At 62.9% G+C, this 13,773-nt stretch carries 14 protein-coding genes, 1 tRNA gene and 1 pseudogene; 7 read left to right on the top strand and 9 right to left on the bottom strand.

Features of this window, described 5'->3' with window-relative positions; genetic code table 11:
* Nucleotide 1 precedes the first annotated feature (1 nt).
* Together FG93_RS28930 and FG93_RS28925 are read right to left on the bottom strand one after the other, a co-directional pair.
* Complete coding sequence (locus FG93_RS28930; RefSeq protein WP_043241904.1) at nucleotides 2–937, bottom strand: ABC transporter permease; 936 nt, start codon at nucleotides 935–937, stop codon at nucleotides 2–4.
* A gap of 46 nt (nucleotides 938–983) precedes the next feature.
* Entirely contained in the window at nucleotides 984–2,510 is a 1,527-nt protein-coding gene (locus FG93_RS28925) for an ABC transporter substrate-binding protein (RefSeq protein ID WP_043242027.1), read from the bottom strand.
* A gap of 119 nt (nucleotides 2,511–2,629) precedes the next feature.
* On the opposite strand from FG93_RS28925, the gene FG93_RS28920 reads away from it, so the two are divergent.
* Both FG93_RS28920 and FG93_RS28915 read left to right on the top strand, forming a co-directional pair.
* A complete protein-coding gene (locus FG93_RS28920; RefSeq protein WP_043241902.1) occupies nucleotides 2,630–3,505 on the top strand; it encodes a LysR family transcriptional regulator in 876 nt (291 codons plus the stop codon).
* Nucleotides 3,502–4,377: a LysR family transcriptional regulator gene (locus FG93_RS28915; RefSeq protein WP_043241900.1), complete on the top strand. Its 876-nt coding sequence runs from the start codon at nucleotides 3,502–3,504 to the stop codon at nucleotides 4,375–4,377. Before FG93_RS28920 ends, FG93_RS28915 begins: the two co-directional genes overlap by 4 nt.
* 19 nt (nucleotides 4,378–4,396) lie before the next feature.
* Here FG93_RS28915 and FG93_RS28910 read toward each other — a convergent pair whose 3' ends face one another.
* The 4 genes from FG93_RS28910 to FG93_RS28895 form a co-directional block, all read right to left on the bottom strand.
* Nucleotides 4,397–5,371, bottom strand: a complete 975-nt coding sequence (locus tag FG93_RS28910) for a ketopantoate reductase family protein (protein ID WP_043241899.1) — start codon at nucleotides 5,369–5,371, stop codon at nucleotides 4,397–4,399.
* 133 nt (nucleotides 5,372–5,504) lie between these two features.
* On the bottom strand, nucleotides 5,505–7,442 hold the full coding sequence (locus FG93_RS28905) for an AI-2E family transporter (RefSeq protein ID WP_052514335.1): 1,938 nt from the start codon (nucleotides 7,440–7,442) through the stop codon (nucleotides 5,505–5,507).
* 351 nt (nucleotides 7,443–7,793) lie between these two features.
* Nucleotides 7,794–8,369 carry a lytic transglycosylase domain-containing protein gene (locus tag FG93_RS31540; RefSeq protein WP_244448764.1) on the bottom strand — a complete coding sequence of 192 codons (576 nt, stop codon included), beginning with the start codon at nucleotides 8,367–8,369 and terminating at the stop codon, nucleotides 7,794–7,796.
* 405 nt (nucleotides 8,370–8,774) lie between these two features.
* Nucleotides 8,775–8,850: transfer RNA gene (locus FG93_RS28895), tRNA-Ala, on the bottom strand.
* Between the two features lie 117 nt (nucleotides 8,851–8,967).
* Between FG93_RS28895 and FG93_RS28890 the strand changes: the two genes are divergently transcribed.
* From FG93_RS28890 to FG93_RS28870, 5 genes and pseudogenes are all read left to right on the top strand, one after another.
* The gene (locus FG93_RS28890; protein WP_043242023.1) at nucleotides 8,968–9,258 is read left to right on the top strand and encodes a YggT family protein; all 291 of its coding nucleotides are present in this window, start codon (nucleotides 8,968–8,970) and stop codon (nucleotides 9,256–9,258) included.
* Nucleotide 9,259: 1 nt separating this feature from the next.
* A pseudogene (locus FG93_RS28885) lies at nucleotides 9,260–9,576 on the top strand (DUF167 family protein).
* Between the two features lie 71 nt (nucleotides 9,577–9,647).
* The gene (locus FG93_RS28880) at nucleotides 9,648–10,346 is read left to right on the top strand and encodes a carbonic anhydrase (protein WP_043241897.1); all 699 of its coding nucleotides are present in this window, start codon (nucleotides 9,648–9,650) and stop codon (nucleotides 10,344–10,346) included.
* Between the two features lie 90 nt (nucleotides 10,347–10,436).
* Nucleotides 10,437–11,084 (top strand): cold-shock protein, encoded by a 648-nt coding sequence (locus tag FG93_RS33925; protein ID WP_043241893.1) that lies wholly within the window; start codon nucleotides 10,437–10,439, stop codon nucleotides 11,082–11,084.
* Nucleotides 11,085–11,191: 107 nt separating this feature from the next.
* Nucleotides 11,192–11,983 (top strand): inositol monophosphatase family protein, encoded by a 792-nt coding sequence (locus FG93_RS28870; protein WP_043241891.1) that lies wholly within the window; start codon nucleotides 11,192–11,194, stop codon nucleotides 11,981–11,983.
* Between the two features lie 239 nt (nucleotides 11,984–12,222).
* Here FG93_RS28870 and FG93_RS28865 read toward each other — a convergent pair whose 3' ends face one another.
* The 3 genes from FG93_RS28865 to bfr form a co-directional block, all read right to left on the bottom strand.
* Nucleotides 12,223–12,765 carry an MOSC domain-containing protein gene (locus FG93_RS28865; RefSeq protein ID WP_043241889.1) on the bottom strand — a complete coding sequence of 181 codons (543 nt, stop codon included), beginning with the start codon at nucleotides 12,763–12,765 and terminating at the stop codon, nucleotides 12,223–12,225.
* Between the two features lie 70 nt (nucleotides 12,766–12,835).
* Nucleotides 12,836–13,078, bottom strand: coding sequence for a hemin uptake protein HemP (gene hemP, locus FG93_RS28860; RefSeq protein WP_244448763.1), 243 nt, complete (start codon nucleotides 13,076–13,078; stop codon nucleotides 12,836–12,838).
* Between the two features lie 185 nt (nucleotides 13,079–13,263).
* On the bottom strand, nucleotides 13,264–13,749 hold the full coding sequence (gene bfr / locus FG93_RS28855) for a bacterioferritin (protein WP_043241885.1): 486 nt from the start codon (nucleotides 13,747–13,749) through the stop codon (nucleotides 13,264–13,266).
* Between the last annotated feature and the right edge of the window lie 24 nt (nucleotides 13,750–13,773).

The following is a 13,773-nucleotide window of genomic DNA, read 5'->3' as shown; positions in this document are numbered from 1 at the left end:
TTCAATCCAGCCTGATGCGCGGGTCGGCCAGCGCGTAGGCGATATCCGTCGCCAGGTTGATCAGCACCACGAGCACGGCAAAGACGATGGTCAGCCCCTGGATCATCGGATAGTCGCGGGCGAAAATCGATTCGACGAAAAGCGAGCCGAGCCCCGGCAGGGCGAAGACCGTTTCGATCACAACCGTGCCTCCGATGATCCAGCTCGTATGTGCGCCGAGCACCGAGATCGAGCTGATCAGGGCATTCGGCAGGACGTGCACGCGCATCGTCCGGTTGGTGTCATTCCCCTTAGCCCGGGCCGTCGTGACATAATCCGAGCCGAGCACGTTCAGAATGCCGCTGCGCAGGCTACGGATCGTCAGCGATGCCGTTGCGAGGGCAATCACCAGGGCGGGAAGCGTCAGATGATGCAGCCGCGAAAGAAAGCCCTCTCCGTATCCGGAGGTCGGGAACAGCGGCACCCAGATCGCCAGCATCACGACAAGGACCAGCCCCAACCAGAATGAGGGGATGGCGAGTAGGATGGTGAAGACGAGTTTGATCAGGACATCGACAGGCTTGTCCCGCTCGATCGCGGAGAGCAGGGCAAGCGGAACGGTGAGGATGACGGCAATGACGGTCGAATAGGCGACGAGCCACAGCGTTGCCGGCAGGCGCTCAAGCACGAGTTCCGAGACCGTGCGGCCATGCACCACCGAACGGCCGAGGGTTCCTGATAGGATGTCACCGAGGAACAGCCCATATTGCCGCCACAGGGGCAGGTCCAATCCGAGGCGCTGCTTCAGCAGCGCAACCTCCTCGGGCCCGCCGCGCGCGCCGATCAGCAGCGTTGCCGGATCCCCCGGCAGCGCGCGCAGCAGGAAGAAGCAGGCCAGCGTGATGCCAAGCAGCACCGGCACCAGCTGGAACAGCCGTTTGAAGATGTAACTGACCATGATGAGCGACTGAAGGATGAGGCGGCCCCGAGGGGCCGCCGGCGCCTCACTTCAGCTTGACGTCCTCCAGGCGGAAATTGGAGGTCGGCAGCACTTCGAAGCCTTCGACATTGCTGCGATAGGCGTAGGATGTGCCGGGATAGAACAGGAAGACCGACGGCGCGCCCTCATGGGCGAGCTTGATCATCTCCTTGAACATCGCACCGCGCTCCGGACCATCGGCCGTGACGCGCTCCTTTTCGTAGAGTTCGTTGACCCGCTCGCTCTTCCATTCCGTGTGGTAGGCGTTGGCGCGCTCGGGATTGACGATCAGGAAGCCGGCGAGCTGATCAGGATCGATCGTGTCGCTGGACGCATAGGAAACCGCCATCTCGTAGTCGCCCGCCTTGGTTGTCGACCAATGCGTGCCGCCCTCGACCAACTTGATCTCGGCCGTCACCCCGACCTGGGCCAGGGCGCTTTGCATCGCCTGCCCGAGCTGGCGGTGCAGCGGACGCCCCGAGTGGATCAGCAGCGAGGTCTTGAAGCCGTCCGCGTAGCCGGCTTCCTTCAGCAAGGCCTTCGCCTTGGCGACATCGTGGGAATAGGGCTTCAGCGTCGCATCGGCATAGGCCATGGGCGGCATCGGCGAATTCGCGACCTTGCCGGTTCCATAGAGCAGCGCCTTGACCAGGCCTTCCTTGTCGACGGCATAGTTCAGAGCCTGACGAACACGGACATCGTCGAAAGGCTTCTTCTTCGTGTTCATCATCACGAAGTCGCTGCGCAGGACATCGGCAACAGCAGTCTTGATCGCACCCGAGCGGCTGAGGCTCTGCAACTGGTTGAGCGGGATTTCCAGAGCGACGTCGATCTCACCAGCCTGCAGTTTCAGGACGCGGCTGTTGCCTTCGGGAATGACAAGGAGTTCGGCGCCGTCGAGGTCGGGCTTGCCGGCCTGCCAGTAGGATGCATTCTTCTTCAGCGAAAGGCCCTGGCCCTTGTTCCATGCTGCAACCGTAAAGGGGCCCGAGCCGATCGGCTTCTCGAAGAAGCGGTCGGGCGCCGCCTCGAAGGCCTTCTGCGGCAGGATGGCGGAAGAGAACAAGGCCAGGTTGTTCAGAAGCGGCGTGAAGGTCTTCTTGAGCTTGAGGATCACCGTGCGCTCGTCCGGCGTCTCGATCGTCTCGATGCCCGAGAAGAAGCGCTTCCAGTTGCTCGCATCGCTGCCGGCCCGCTTCAGCGAGAACGCCACATCTCCGGACGTGACCGGGGCGCCGTCGGAGAATTTCGCCTCACGCAGCTTGAACGTGTAGGTCGTGCCGTCGGCACCGACCTGCCAGCTCTCGGCGAGACCGGGCTCAAGCTTGGTCGCATCCTTGCTCGGGCGGAGCAGGGTGTCGAAAATCAGCAGTTGCGCGAAGATCGAGGCATTGTCGCTGGTCGCGATCGGATCGAGCGAGACGAGATCCTGTGTCTGCGCCAGCTTCAGAACGCCCTTGGCAAGCGCTGGGGAAGCAAGATCGCCCATTACCGGCGTCATCACGGCGAGTGCAAGCGCGGCAGCCGAAACCATCGAACGAAATCTGGTCATTGCGATCCCCTGTGGTGCCGGTTCTTTGCCGACGATGGCCGTCATCCTTTCATGCGACCCCTAGTCTAGCTAATGAAAGATTCGGCAAGATCTTCAACCGGATGGAATAGGGTTGTCGCATGAAGCTCTCATCACTGCAGGTGCTCGACGCCTTCGTCCGGCTCGGCGGCACCGGGGAAGCGGCGCAAGGGCTGGAGATGAGCCAGTCCGCCGTCATCAAGGCGCTGAGGCTTGCCGAGTTCGAACTTGGTGTGAACCTTGTCACGACCTTGCAGGGCCGCTTGATGCCGACGCCTGAGGCACAGGCTCTGACCCAGCGCGCCCAGCCGGCTTTCGCGGCGCTCAGGCGGGCGCGTCATGAGGCCGACATGATGCGGGTGGGCATGGTCGACCGCCTCCGGGTCGTGACGGTGCCGGGACTGGCCCACAGCATCCTGCCGCCTGCGATCACGGCAGCCCGACGCGCCATCGGTGATGCAGCCCCGGTCGAGATCATGTTCGATCATGTCGCCGCCCATCTCGCGGCGGGAGACGCCGATCTCGCGATCACCTACGGGCCGTTGCCGGACGAGGGGCTGCGGAATATCGCGCTGCAGGAAAGTCCGCTTGTTTGCGTGTTGTTTCAGACAGATCCACTGGCTGCGCGCGACGAGATCGGCCTTGAGGATCTCGATGGGCGTCGACTGATCAGCTATGGGCCAGATGGTTTCAGCAGCGCCGACAGTTTCCAGCAGGCGCTTACCAAAGCGGGCCTTGCACCGCGGATCTCGATCACCGTTCGCCATACCGACTCAGCTTGCCATCTCGTGCGCGAGCGCTGCGGCGTCGCAATCGTCGATGGTTTCGTGATCAGCAGCGGATTGACCGAGGGACTGGTCGTGCGGCCGCTGCGCGCGAGTCCGGCCGTCATCGCCTATGCGCACCATCGGGAAGGCGCCCACCTCTCGCAATCCGGGCAGGTCCTGCTTGCCTGCCTGATGGAGCGCGCGCCGTGAGCGAACTCACGCCGACCCAGGCTGGCGTCCTGCTTGCGGTGCATCGCTTCGGCACGACGATCGAGGCCGCACGCGCGTTCAACCTGACCCAATCGGCCATCAGCAAGATCGTGGCGAGGAGTGAAAGAAGCCTTGGCGTGCCGGTCTTCGAGCGGCGCGATGGCAGGCTGGTGCTCCGTTCGGAAGCCAGGGAATTGATGGCCAGCCTCGGCGCGGTCGAGAGCGAATGGAGCAACCTGCGAAACACCGTCGCAGATCTTCGTTCCGGGCGCGCCTTGCCCCTGCGCATCGCCGCAACACCCAGCATCGGACAGGGACTGGTTGCAGGCGCGCTGCGCAAGTTGCTGGCGACCCATCCCGATGCTCGGGCTGAGCTCATCATGGGCAATCCGGTCGCGGAGCTTTCGAACGGGACAGCCGATATCGGCTTCATGTTCTCGCCGCGTGTGAGCGATGATATTGCTTTGACGCCGTTGGCCGAAGGCTCGATCGTTGCCCTGGTCCGGAAGGATGATCCTCTGGCTGCGCAGGGCAGCGTCGATCTTGCCGAACTCGCGGGGCGCCGGCTGCTCTGCTTCGATCGGGAGTCGTCGCCGCTCGGCTGGCTGATCGCCAAGGCGCATGAAGAGGCCGGACTGGACTACGCCCCTTTCATGACAGCGCCCTACAGCATCACCGTCGCGCATTTGCTGGCTCGGGACGGCGATGTCTCGCTCGTCGACAGCATGCTGTTCGAAGCGCAACGTTTCGATGGCCTTGTCCAATTGCGGATCACGCCGCGCATCCCGATCACGATATGCATGATGACCGCCCGCAGCCGCCCGCTGTCTCACCTGGCAGCGCGCATGGTCGAGATCATCACAGGCGGATAATGTCCTGGCTTCGCCCTGATCATTGCCCCCATCGCTGCTGCCAGGCATTTGCCGCCAAAGCGCCGACGCACTCGATCAGGGGAGTGGGCACGCCGGCCCTGCGACCGAGTTCCGCAACAGCTCCCACGATTGCGCCAAGCTCCAGCGGACGGCCCGCTTCCATATCCTGCAGCATCGAGGTCTTCACGCCGATCAGCGTTGGAGGCAGTTCGAGGCGTGCCTCGAGCTCTGGCAGGCTCTCGATTCCAAGCGCGGCGGCAACCGCGACGCATTCCGCCATGATCGACTTTGCGACCGCCCTGACTCCAGGATCTCCGACGATCTTGTCGACTGTCGCCCCGGTCACGGCCGAAAGCGGATTATAAGCTGCGTTGCCGAGCAGCTTTTGCCAGACTTCAGTCCGGATATCCTCCGTCTGTTCCGCATCGACCCCGCCCGATCTCAAGAAGGCACCGACATCCGCGAGCCTGCTGCCATGCGGCTTCAATGGCTCGCCGATCACAAGACGCTTTCTGCCGTTCCAGGAGATGACGTTCGGCGCGGGGCGGTTCGCGCCGATATAGACGACGCAGCCAAGCACTTGCCCGGCAGGAATGGACGCCTCGATCGCACCGCTCGCATCGACCGCGGCCAGTCTCCGATCGCCGAACTGCGCTCCCAGCCCTTGCAGATACCACCAGGGAATGCCGTTCAGCATGGGCAGCACGATCGTCGATGGCCCGATCAGCGGCCGGACGGCCTCGAGACCGCTCGCCCAGTCATGGGCCTTGAAACCGACCAGAACGAGATCCTGGACGCCCACTGAGACCGCATCGGCAGCCACCTGGACGGCCACCGTTTCGGCCCCTGTGGGAGACCGAAGGGTCAGGCCTTCGGCAGCGAGCAGAGCAGCAGTCTGAGGGCGTGCGATGATGACCGGCCGCTGTCCTGCCTGGGCCATGTGCCAGGCGACGACCCCGCCGATCGCTCCAGCTCCAACGATTGCGACGCGCATGTTTTTGCTCACTGATGGACGATCGCCACGACTATAAGGGAGAGCGCTCGGTGCGATAGCGCAGCGCCGACCTAGCTTGAATGTCCGGCGGACATGGTGGGCCAGGTTCCTGACATTCCGACGCCGGACACGCTCAGCTCTCTGGCGAGGAAGGTGCGTTGCGCATCGCATGCGTCAAACAGGCGTTGCTCATGCCCCGAAGGCTCGTTTCGACCTCGTCGGCGAGGACTGCTGTCTTGAGTTGAGCTGCCGAACCCGCCGCCGGCGCCAAGCTTCCAAGGATGATGATCGTGGATGGCAGCCTGCGGCGAAGGCGCTTGATGGCGTATCTCATATGAGCGGAACTGGTGCCGTCGAGATAGCACAGGCAGATCAGGGCGGGTCGATCCGCCGCCAGCGCGGCGAGGTTATTCGCAGACAGCGTGTCTGCAGGCAGCACGCGCGCAGGGAGCCCATGCTTGCTGAGGATCTGCGCCAGCATCAGGGCAGCAGCCTCATCGAGCTCCGACTGGGCTGCGACGCAAACCACCCGATCCTCGCCGCGGAAGGCGTCACCCAGGTTCTGCGGCGCCAGAATCGGCAGGCCGGCTGATCCTTCGGCCTCGTCGGTTTCTTCGATTGCTGCTTCTGCCTCGGGGTCGTTGGTCGTTTCTCCGACCGCAGGCTTGCGGTCATCATGGTCGGCGAGGTCATCAACCACTTCGCGCACCGTTTCCAGGATCCGCGTCTGTCGTGTCGCATCGAGGACGCCGCGCGCTGCGTCGCTGGCTGCCAGCCGCAGGCCCTCCAGTGCGACTTCGTCATAATATGCGGAGAGGGAACGCTCCTTGAGAACTTCTTCTGCCTTGTCTGCTGCCTCTGCAGGATCCCCGGCAAGCACACGCTGATAGAAGATCTCGGGAGCAGAGAGCGCTGGCCGATCTCCCAGGAGGACATCGAGAAACTCAAGCCGTTCAACATGGCGGCCCAGGACCACGAGGCAAACGGTCAGTGGAGTTGCAAGGACCAAGCCGATGGCCCCCCACAACCACGTCCAGAACGTGGCTGCAACGACGATTGCGACGGGCGAAAGGCCCGTCGAGCGGCCATAGATCAGCGGCTCGACAACATGGCCGGCGACCGGCTCTGCGATCAGAAATAATGCGGCGGTCCAGGCCAGCATGGTCCAGCCTGGATCGACGGATGCGGCGATCACCATTGGGAAAATCGCGGAGAGGATGGCGCCGAGATAGGGAATGAACCGAAGGATGGCCGAGAGAATGCCCCAAAGCAGGGCGCTCGGGACGCCGATCATCCAGAGCCCCGTGCCGATCACGAGACCGAAGCCGGCATTGAGAATCAACTGGGTCAGGAACAGCCGGCTGAGGCGGCGAGCGGCGTCGTCGAATGCAGCCGTGGTTTTCTGAAGATCGGAGGTCCCCGTCAGCCGGATGAACCTGTTCCTCAGATCCTCGCGCTGCAGAAGAATGAATATGACGAAGATCAGGACGATTCCGGTCGTCGTGAGCGGATGGATGAGAGGGGTCAGAAAGGCTCGCAGCGTCTCCAGCGCACCTGGCTCCGGCTGGTGAACCTCGACCGGGAATGGCCTCACATCCGGGGAGCGCACCGAGGGATCCAAGGGCGATGCTTCCTTCGCCTTTGGCCTATCGAGTTCCCTGCCCAGATCCTGCAGGACATCCGCCGCGCGCGAGAGGACACCGCTACCTGGCCCGGCTCCCCGCAGCGAAGAAATCTTCTCCCGCATCGTGCTCTGATAAACCGGGAGGTCTCCGGCGAGTTGGGTCGCTTGGCTCACCATGGCCATCGTCAAGGCGCCTAGCGCCGAGAAGGCGATGAGAACGACCGTGATGACAGCGAGTGAACGGGGGATCCGAAGTTTCTGAAGCCCTTTGACGAGCGGCGCGAGAACAAAGCTGAACAGGATCGCGAGAGCAATTGGAACGAAGACATCGCGCCCCAGATAGAGCGCGGTTGCGATCAGGGCACCAATGGCAACCTTGCCAAGGCCACCGTCGATCGCCCGAGCGGGCGTCCCCCGGGCGGGCGGGAGAGTGGCGATCGGACGCATGAAGTGGTTTTCCTCAGCCACGGCTCATTCCACGCAGCGCGAGAAAGGGGGCACGCTCGTTGGTCACCGGTGCTGAACGGGAGATCGTACCCGATGTTCCAAAAGCTTTGCCGTCGCACCTGTCTCTCAGCGCGCGAGAACGATCTCAAACATGCCCACGGCCTTCACGGCACAATAATGCTCCGGCAAGGGCCCCTCAGTCTCATGGCCAAACGACGCTACCGAGTCAGGGGTATCTTGTGGGCCACCTGGATCATCGGACCGGATATCGTATCCGGCCCGATGATCCAGCCTTCTGTGTTGGCATCGGCTTTGCCCCGAAAACCGCAATCCACTTTTCGGGCCGATGCTTTAGCGAGACTTGGGTAACCGCATACGGTCCCGGCCGAGACCGGTCGCTTCGAGAAGCCCCTTTCGCTTGGCGTCATAATAGTACCCGCTCCGATAGAAGCGGTCCGCACGGGCCTGGTCGCGATCGGCGACGAGCCACGCTCCCTGCAGATATTTGAGGCCGTAGGTGAGATTGACCTCGGGATCGAGCAGACCTTGCGCCGGTCCGACATAACCCAGGCGACGGGCCGTCGCGTGATTGATCTGCATCAGGCCCCAATGGCCACCCTTCTGGGCGGTCGGGCGAAAGTTGCTCTCGCGCTTGATGGTGCGACGGACCCAGTCCGGAGGGAGTTCGTAATGCGCGGAGTAGTGTTCAATGAGCCGGTCGATGCCCGCGCGCTCCGAGGCCGGTCGCAGGGGTTCGCCCGAAGCGCGCGCCGCGGCCCCCGGTGAACTCGGGTCGGAAGGCGTTTCGCTGGAGTAAGCGAGCGGTTTCACCGCCTCTGCGGACGTGATTTCGGTGACGGTGCATCCTGCAAGCCCGGCAGACAGCAGGGAGATACCGGCTGCAACAACACGTGTTTGCCAACGCAATCCGGCCTCCATCAGCTGATGAACCTGCTCACGGGGACGCCAACCATATCTGACCCAAGGGCTCAACCCACCCAAATTTCCAAGGTATGTGGACTTGTGGCAACTTTCGGGCAGGCAATCCGGATGACGAGCGGTTTCCTGCGTGACAACGCTTGGTGTTGGGTTCGGGAATTTGGTGGGAGCGGGTTCAGCTGGAGCGTTCTGTGCCAGCGGCCCGCCAGTGTCATCTCGTCAGCGGCGTCAGGACGACGGGACGGATCCATGAAGCAATAGGGCAGTCATCCATTCGCCCGCAAAGGGCAGCATAAAAGCTCGGTACTGAACTGATGCGCCGTTGGATGCGCGCCTTGACGGCGATTGCGTCAAGGCGTTGTTCTTTCTAGTCAAATTCCGCCAGGAAAGGCCTGGTGGAGCTGAGGGGATTCGAACCCCTGACCTCTGCAGTGCGATTGCAGCGCTCTCCCATCTGAGCTACAGCCCCAAGGCGCTGGCCTTCTAGGCCTTGCGTCGCGTGAATGTCAATCGCCTGCGCCGGGAGTTTTTCGGCGATGGCGAAATCTTTCCGCGTCACCAGCCCAAGACGACAAGAGGAATGTCGATGCGTGCCGTTCTCGACGTGGTGATGCTCGCGCTGAACATCTACACATGGCTCCTCATCATATCGGCGGTTCTGAGTTGGCTGATCGCCTTCAATGTCGTCAATACCCGCAATCAGTTCGTCTCCTCGGTCTGGGATTTCCTCTACCGGGTGACCGAGCCTGTGCTCAGGCCGATCCGGAACATGCTGCCCAATCTCGGCGGCATCGACATCTCGCCGATCATCCTGCTGCTGATCATCTTCTTCATCCAGCGCGTGATCGAACGTTATCTATACCCCAACGTGTTCTGAGATGGCTCTGCCCTGGACGGCGACGTCCGAGGGATTGCGGCTGAGCGTCAGGCTGACCCCGCGCGGCGGGCGCGACGAGGTCGACGGCATCGAGGTCCTCGCGGATGGCCGTGCCGTGCTCAAGGCACGGGTGCGGGCCGCGCCCAGCGAGGGGAGGCCAATGCGGCCCTGATCGCCCTGCTGGCGCGCAGCCTGTCGGTCTCCCGTTCAGCGGTGACGCTGGCTGCGGGAAGCACGGCGCGGCTCAAGACCCTGCTGATCGCCGGCGAAGCGAGCGTGCTTGCGGCGCGACTGGAGCAGCTTCTCGCTTCGGACTAGGGAGCCTTCGCTCCTCCCGCGCTGCACAAATCTCTTGACGAAAGCGGCCACATCCTGTCCGAACAGGGGCAATGGACACACCTCAGTCTTTTCCTGAGCGGCTCACGGAAGGCTACCGCGCCTTCCTCGACGAACGCTTCTCGCGTGAGAAGAGCCGCTATGAGGAGCTTGCCGAAAGCGGCCAGACTCCCAAGATCATGCTGATCGGCTGCTGCGACTCGCGTGTCGCGCCCGAAACCATCTTCGATGCGCGCCCCGGCGAGATGTTCGTGGTGCGCAACGTCGCCAATCTGGTTCCGCCATTCTCGCCCGATGACCAGATGCACGGCACCTCGGCCGCGCTCGAATATGGCGTTCAGGCCCTGAAGGTCGAGCATATCGTGGTGATGGGCCATGGCCGCTGTGGCGGCATCCGGGCCTTTGCCGATGATGCGCAGGGGCCGCTTTCGCCCGGCGACTTCATCGGAAAGTGGATCACGCTGATCAATCCGGCGGCGCAGCGCAGTGGGGGCCGCGGCCGCAACGAGGAACTGGAAAGCTATGTCGAGCGCCTGGCGCTGGCCTCGATCCAGCAATCGCTCGCCAATCTGCGAACCTTCCCCTGCATCAGCATTCTCGAGGGGAAGGGCCGGTTGAAGCTGCACGGCGCCTATTTCGCCGTCGCGACAGGCGTTCTGATGGTGCTCGATCCCGCCACCGGGCAGTTCGTTCCGGCGATTGGCGAGATGCCAAAAAAGGTGCAAACTATCCGCTGCAGCGAAGCCGAATGATGGCGAAAATTTAGCTGCTCCGCCCCCCATGACGGCGGGCGCGGCTTGCGCTAGATTGTCGCCTCCCGGTCACTGATTTTTGAAGCTCGCATGTTCGATCGTCGTAAGCCCTCGGCTCCCGCTCCCTTCGTCACCCACGAAAATATCGAAGCCAAGATCAAGTGGTTCGACCCTGAGAAGGGCTTCGGATTCGCGTCTCCTGCCGACGGATCCGGCGACGTCTTCGTGCATGTCTCGTCCATCGGCCCGCTCGATCCGCAGGATCTGCAGCCGGGTGCGACGATCGTTGCCGATCTCGGCGAGGGCCGCCGCGGTCTCCAGGTCGTGGCCGTGCACGAGATCGACGCCTCGACTGCGACGCCCGCCGCCCCGCGTGGCGAGCGTGCTCCGCGCCCGTTCTCGCCGCGCCCGCCGCGTGACGATTTTGGTGGCGGCGGCTATGGCGGCGGCGGCGGCGGTGGTTACGGTGGCGGCGGTTACGACCGCGGTGATCGTGGCGGATACGGCGATCGCAACAGCGCCCCGATGGAAGGGCCCTATGACGGTGCCGTGAAGTTTTTCAACTCCGACCGCGGCTTCGGCTTCATCGCGCCGGACAATGGCGGGCCGGATGTGTTCCTGCATGTCAGCTCGCTGAGCCGCAGCGGCCTGCAGCCGCCGATGGACGGCCAGCGCGTGCGCTTCTCGATCCGCGCCGGCAAGAAGGGCCCGGAAGCCGCGAACGTCAGTTTCATCTGATCGCGCGTTCTCATGCGATTTGAAGACAGGCCCGCCGTTCGGCGGGCCTTTTTGTTTCGCGACCGGTGCTGGCGGTTCAGGCGAGAGTTCGGGGGGCCGAGATCACGATGAGTCTGATCGATAAAGTATCGAGGATTCTGCGAGAGGCAGCTGCAGAGGCGATCTTGCCCCGCTTTCGCAATCTGACCACGCGCGACGTGGAAGAAAAGTCGCCGGGGGAACTCGTCACTGCTGCCGATCACCATGCGGAACGGTTGATTGGCGAGCAATTGCTGCTGCTCGATCCGTCCGCCAGGATCGTGGGCGAGGAAGCCTGCACAAGGACCCCTGCATTGGCTGACGCTCTCGATCAGGGCACCGTCTGGCTGATCGACCCGCTCGACGGCACCGGAAATTTCGTCTCCGGCCGAGGACCTTTTTCGGTCATGCTCGCACTGCTACGCGAAGGCGAGACCGTCGCAGCTTGGATGCTCGATCCGTTGTCGAATCAGCTTCATGTCGCCGAACTGGGAAGCGGTGCCCAGATCAATGGAGTGCCCGTGGTCGGCGATGGCAAGCCGGATACATTGCGGACGGGCTCGATTTCCACTCGTTTCCTGCCGCCTAACGTGTTTGAGGCCATCGAGCCGCGCCTGGACCGAGTGCCCCTGATCGTGCCTCCGCTGCTTTGCGCGGGGGCCGAGTATCCGGCCATTGCCGCTGGCGATCGTGATTTCGCCGTCTTCTGGCGGACGCTGCCATGGGATCATCTGCCCGGAGCGTTGTTCCTGAGCGAGGCTGGCGGCCGCGTCGCGCGCTGGGATGGCTCACCCTATCGCGCTGGGCAAGACGGTCATGGCCTATTGGCAGCGCGCACGCCTGATCATTGGCGAGCTGCCCATACTGCACTCTTCGATTGACGCAATGACTGCTCAGGGTCGAGTTAGATCATCGGACCGAAAACCGTATTCGGTCCGATGATCTAACCTTTTGTGTTCCCCGAAAACCGCAATCCACTTTTCGGGCCGATGCTATAGTCCTGGTTGCGAGCGCTCGGCTAGAGCATTTCCGTGTTTCTCCGAATCGCGGAAATGCTCTAGCTCTTTGTTTTATCGCATTTTCTTCACGCGAACCGGTGTCCAGTTCGCTCGAAAATGCTCTAGACCCGCTCGAGCGCATGATGCGGCAGGTCAGGCAGGGTCAGGCCGATTGCATCGCCTGGGCGGATCTCGCCGCCGGCCAGCACGATCGCCATGACGCCGGACTTACGGACGAGGCGACCCTCAGTATCGCGCCCGAGGACCGCGGAGAGGAGGCCGGGGCGGAACGCCTCGATCTGGGCGCAAGGGTTGCGCAGGCCGGTGATCTCGATGCTGGCCTTGTCGCCGAGCTGAAGGCGGGCACCGGCAGGCAGCGCCAGAAGGTCGATGCCAAGGGTGGTGACGTTCTCGCCGAGGTCGCCCGGCGCGAGGTCGAAGCCGGCTAGTTTCAGCTCGTCGAAGAGCTCGGCATGGATCAGATGAACCTGGCGCAGGTTCGGTTGCGAGGGGTCGACCGCGACGCGGGAACGGTGCTTCACGGTGATGCCGCAATGAGCGTCCCCCTCGACGCCCAGGCCGGTCAGGAGCCGGATGCTGTCGCCGATGGGCTTGCTGAATGCATGTCCCGCATCCCGCCCGACCGATACAACCTTCGCTGCCATTCACCTGCCTCCGCGAGGTCGCTTTGCGGGCTCTCTGGCACGGAGCGCACGGCTTGGCGAGACGGCGGACCTATTTGGTCAGGATGAGCCGATCGCGGGCGGTCACGCGCAGGCGATAGGCTTCGCCAAGATGCATCAGGATGACCTCGCGACCAGCGCCGACCAGTTGACGGACGTCGACGATCGGAACGTCCGATTGTCCGGGAAGGGGCGCTGTCTTTCCAGAAATATCAGATGGTGGGACGGAACTCATCGCAGCGATCCAGGTCGATAATCTGCTCACAGCAGACAAGGTTCGGCGCTGATCTTCCATAGAACTTCACTATCGAACGATAATCATTACAAACTACGTCGGTATCAGCCTATGAATTAGGTCGCTTTCTGCCACGTCGTCAAGGCGGGATGGCCCTGTCCCGGCTTCGAGCAGCCGCGTCCGCACGAAAAAGCCGGGCCTGCAGGGCAGGTCCGGCTCGCGAGTGGCGTCAGATCGCTTCGGGATCAGTGATCGCCTTCGAGCCCGCCGACATGCTTCTGGGTATAGAGTTCGATGCCGATGCGCTCAATCAGGTCGAGCTGGGTCTCGAGGAAGTCGATATGACCTTCCTCATCCTTCATCAGCGCCTTGAACAGGTCCTCGGACGGGTAGTCGCCGACCTCGCGGCAATATTTGGCCGCCTCCTGATAGAGCGCGCGCGCCTCGACCTCGGCCTTGAGATCGCACTCGATCACTTCCTTGACGTTCTCGCCGATGCGCAGCGCGTCGAGCGTCTGCAGATTGGGGAAACCTTCGAGGAAGAGGATGCGGTCGACGAAGCGGTCGGCATGGACCATCTCCTCGATCGATTCCTTCTTCCAGGTCTTGGCCATCTCCTTCAGCCCCCAATTATCGAGCATCCGGTAGTGCAGCCAGTACTGATTGATCGCGGTCAGCTCCGAGCGGAGCCCCTTGTTGAGATATTCGATGACCTTCTTGTCACCCTTCATCGCAGCTCTCCTCGGCCCGCAACA

It is taken from the genome of Allobosea sp. LC85 (assembly GCF_000735605.1).
GTDB lineage: Bacteria > Pseudomonadota > Alphaproteobacteria > Rhizobiales > Beijerinckiaceae > Allobosea.
The sequence above is the reverse complement of the archived record's forward strand: the minus strand, read 5'-3'. Positions and strand labels throughout refer to the sequence as shown.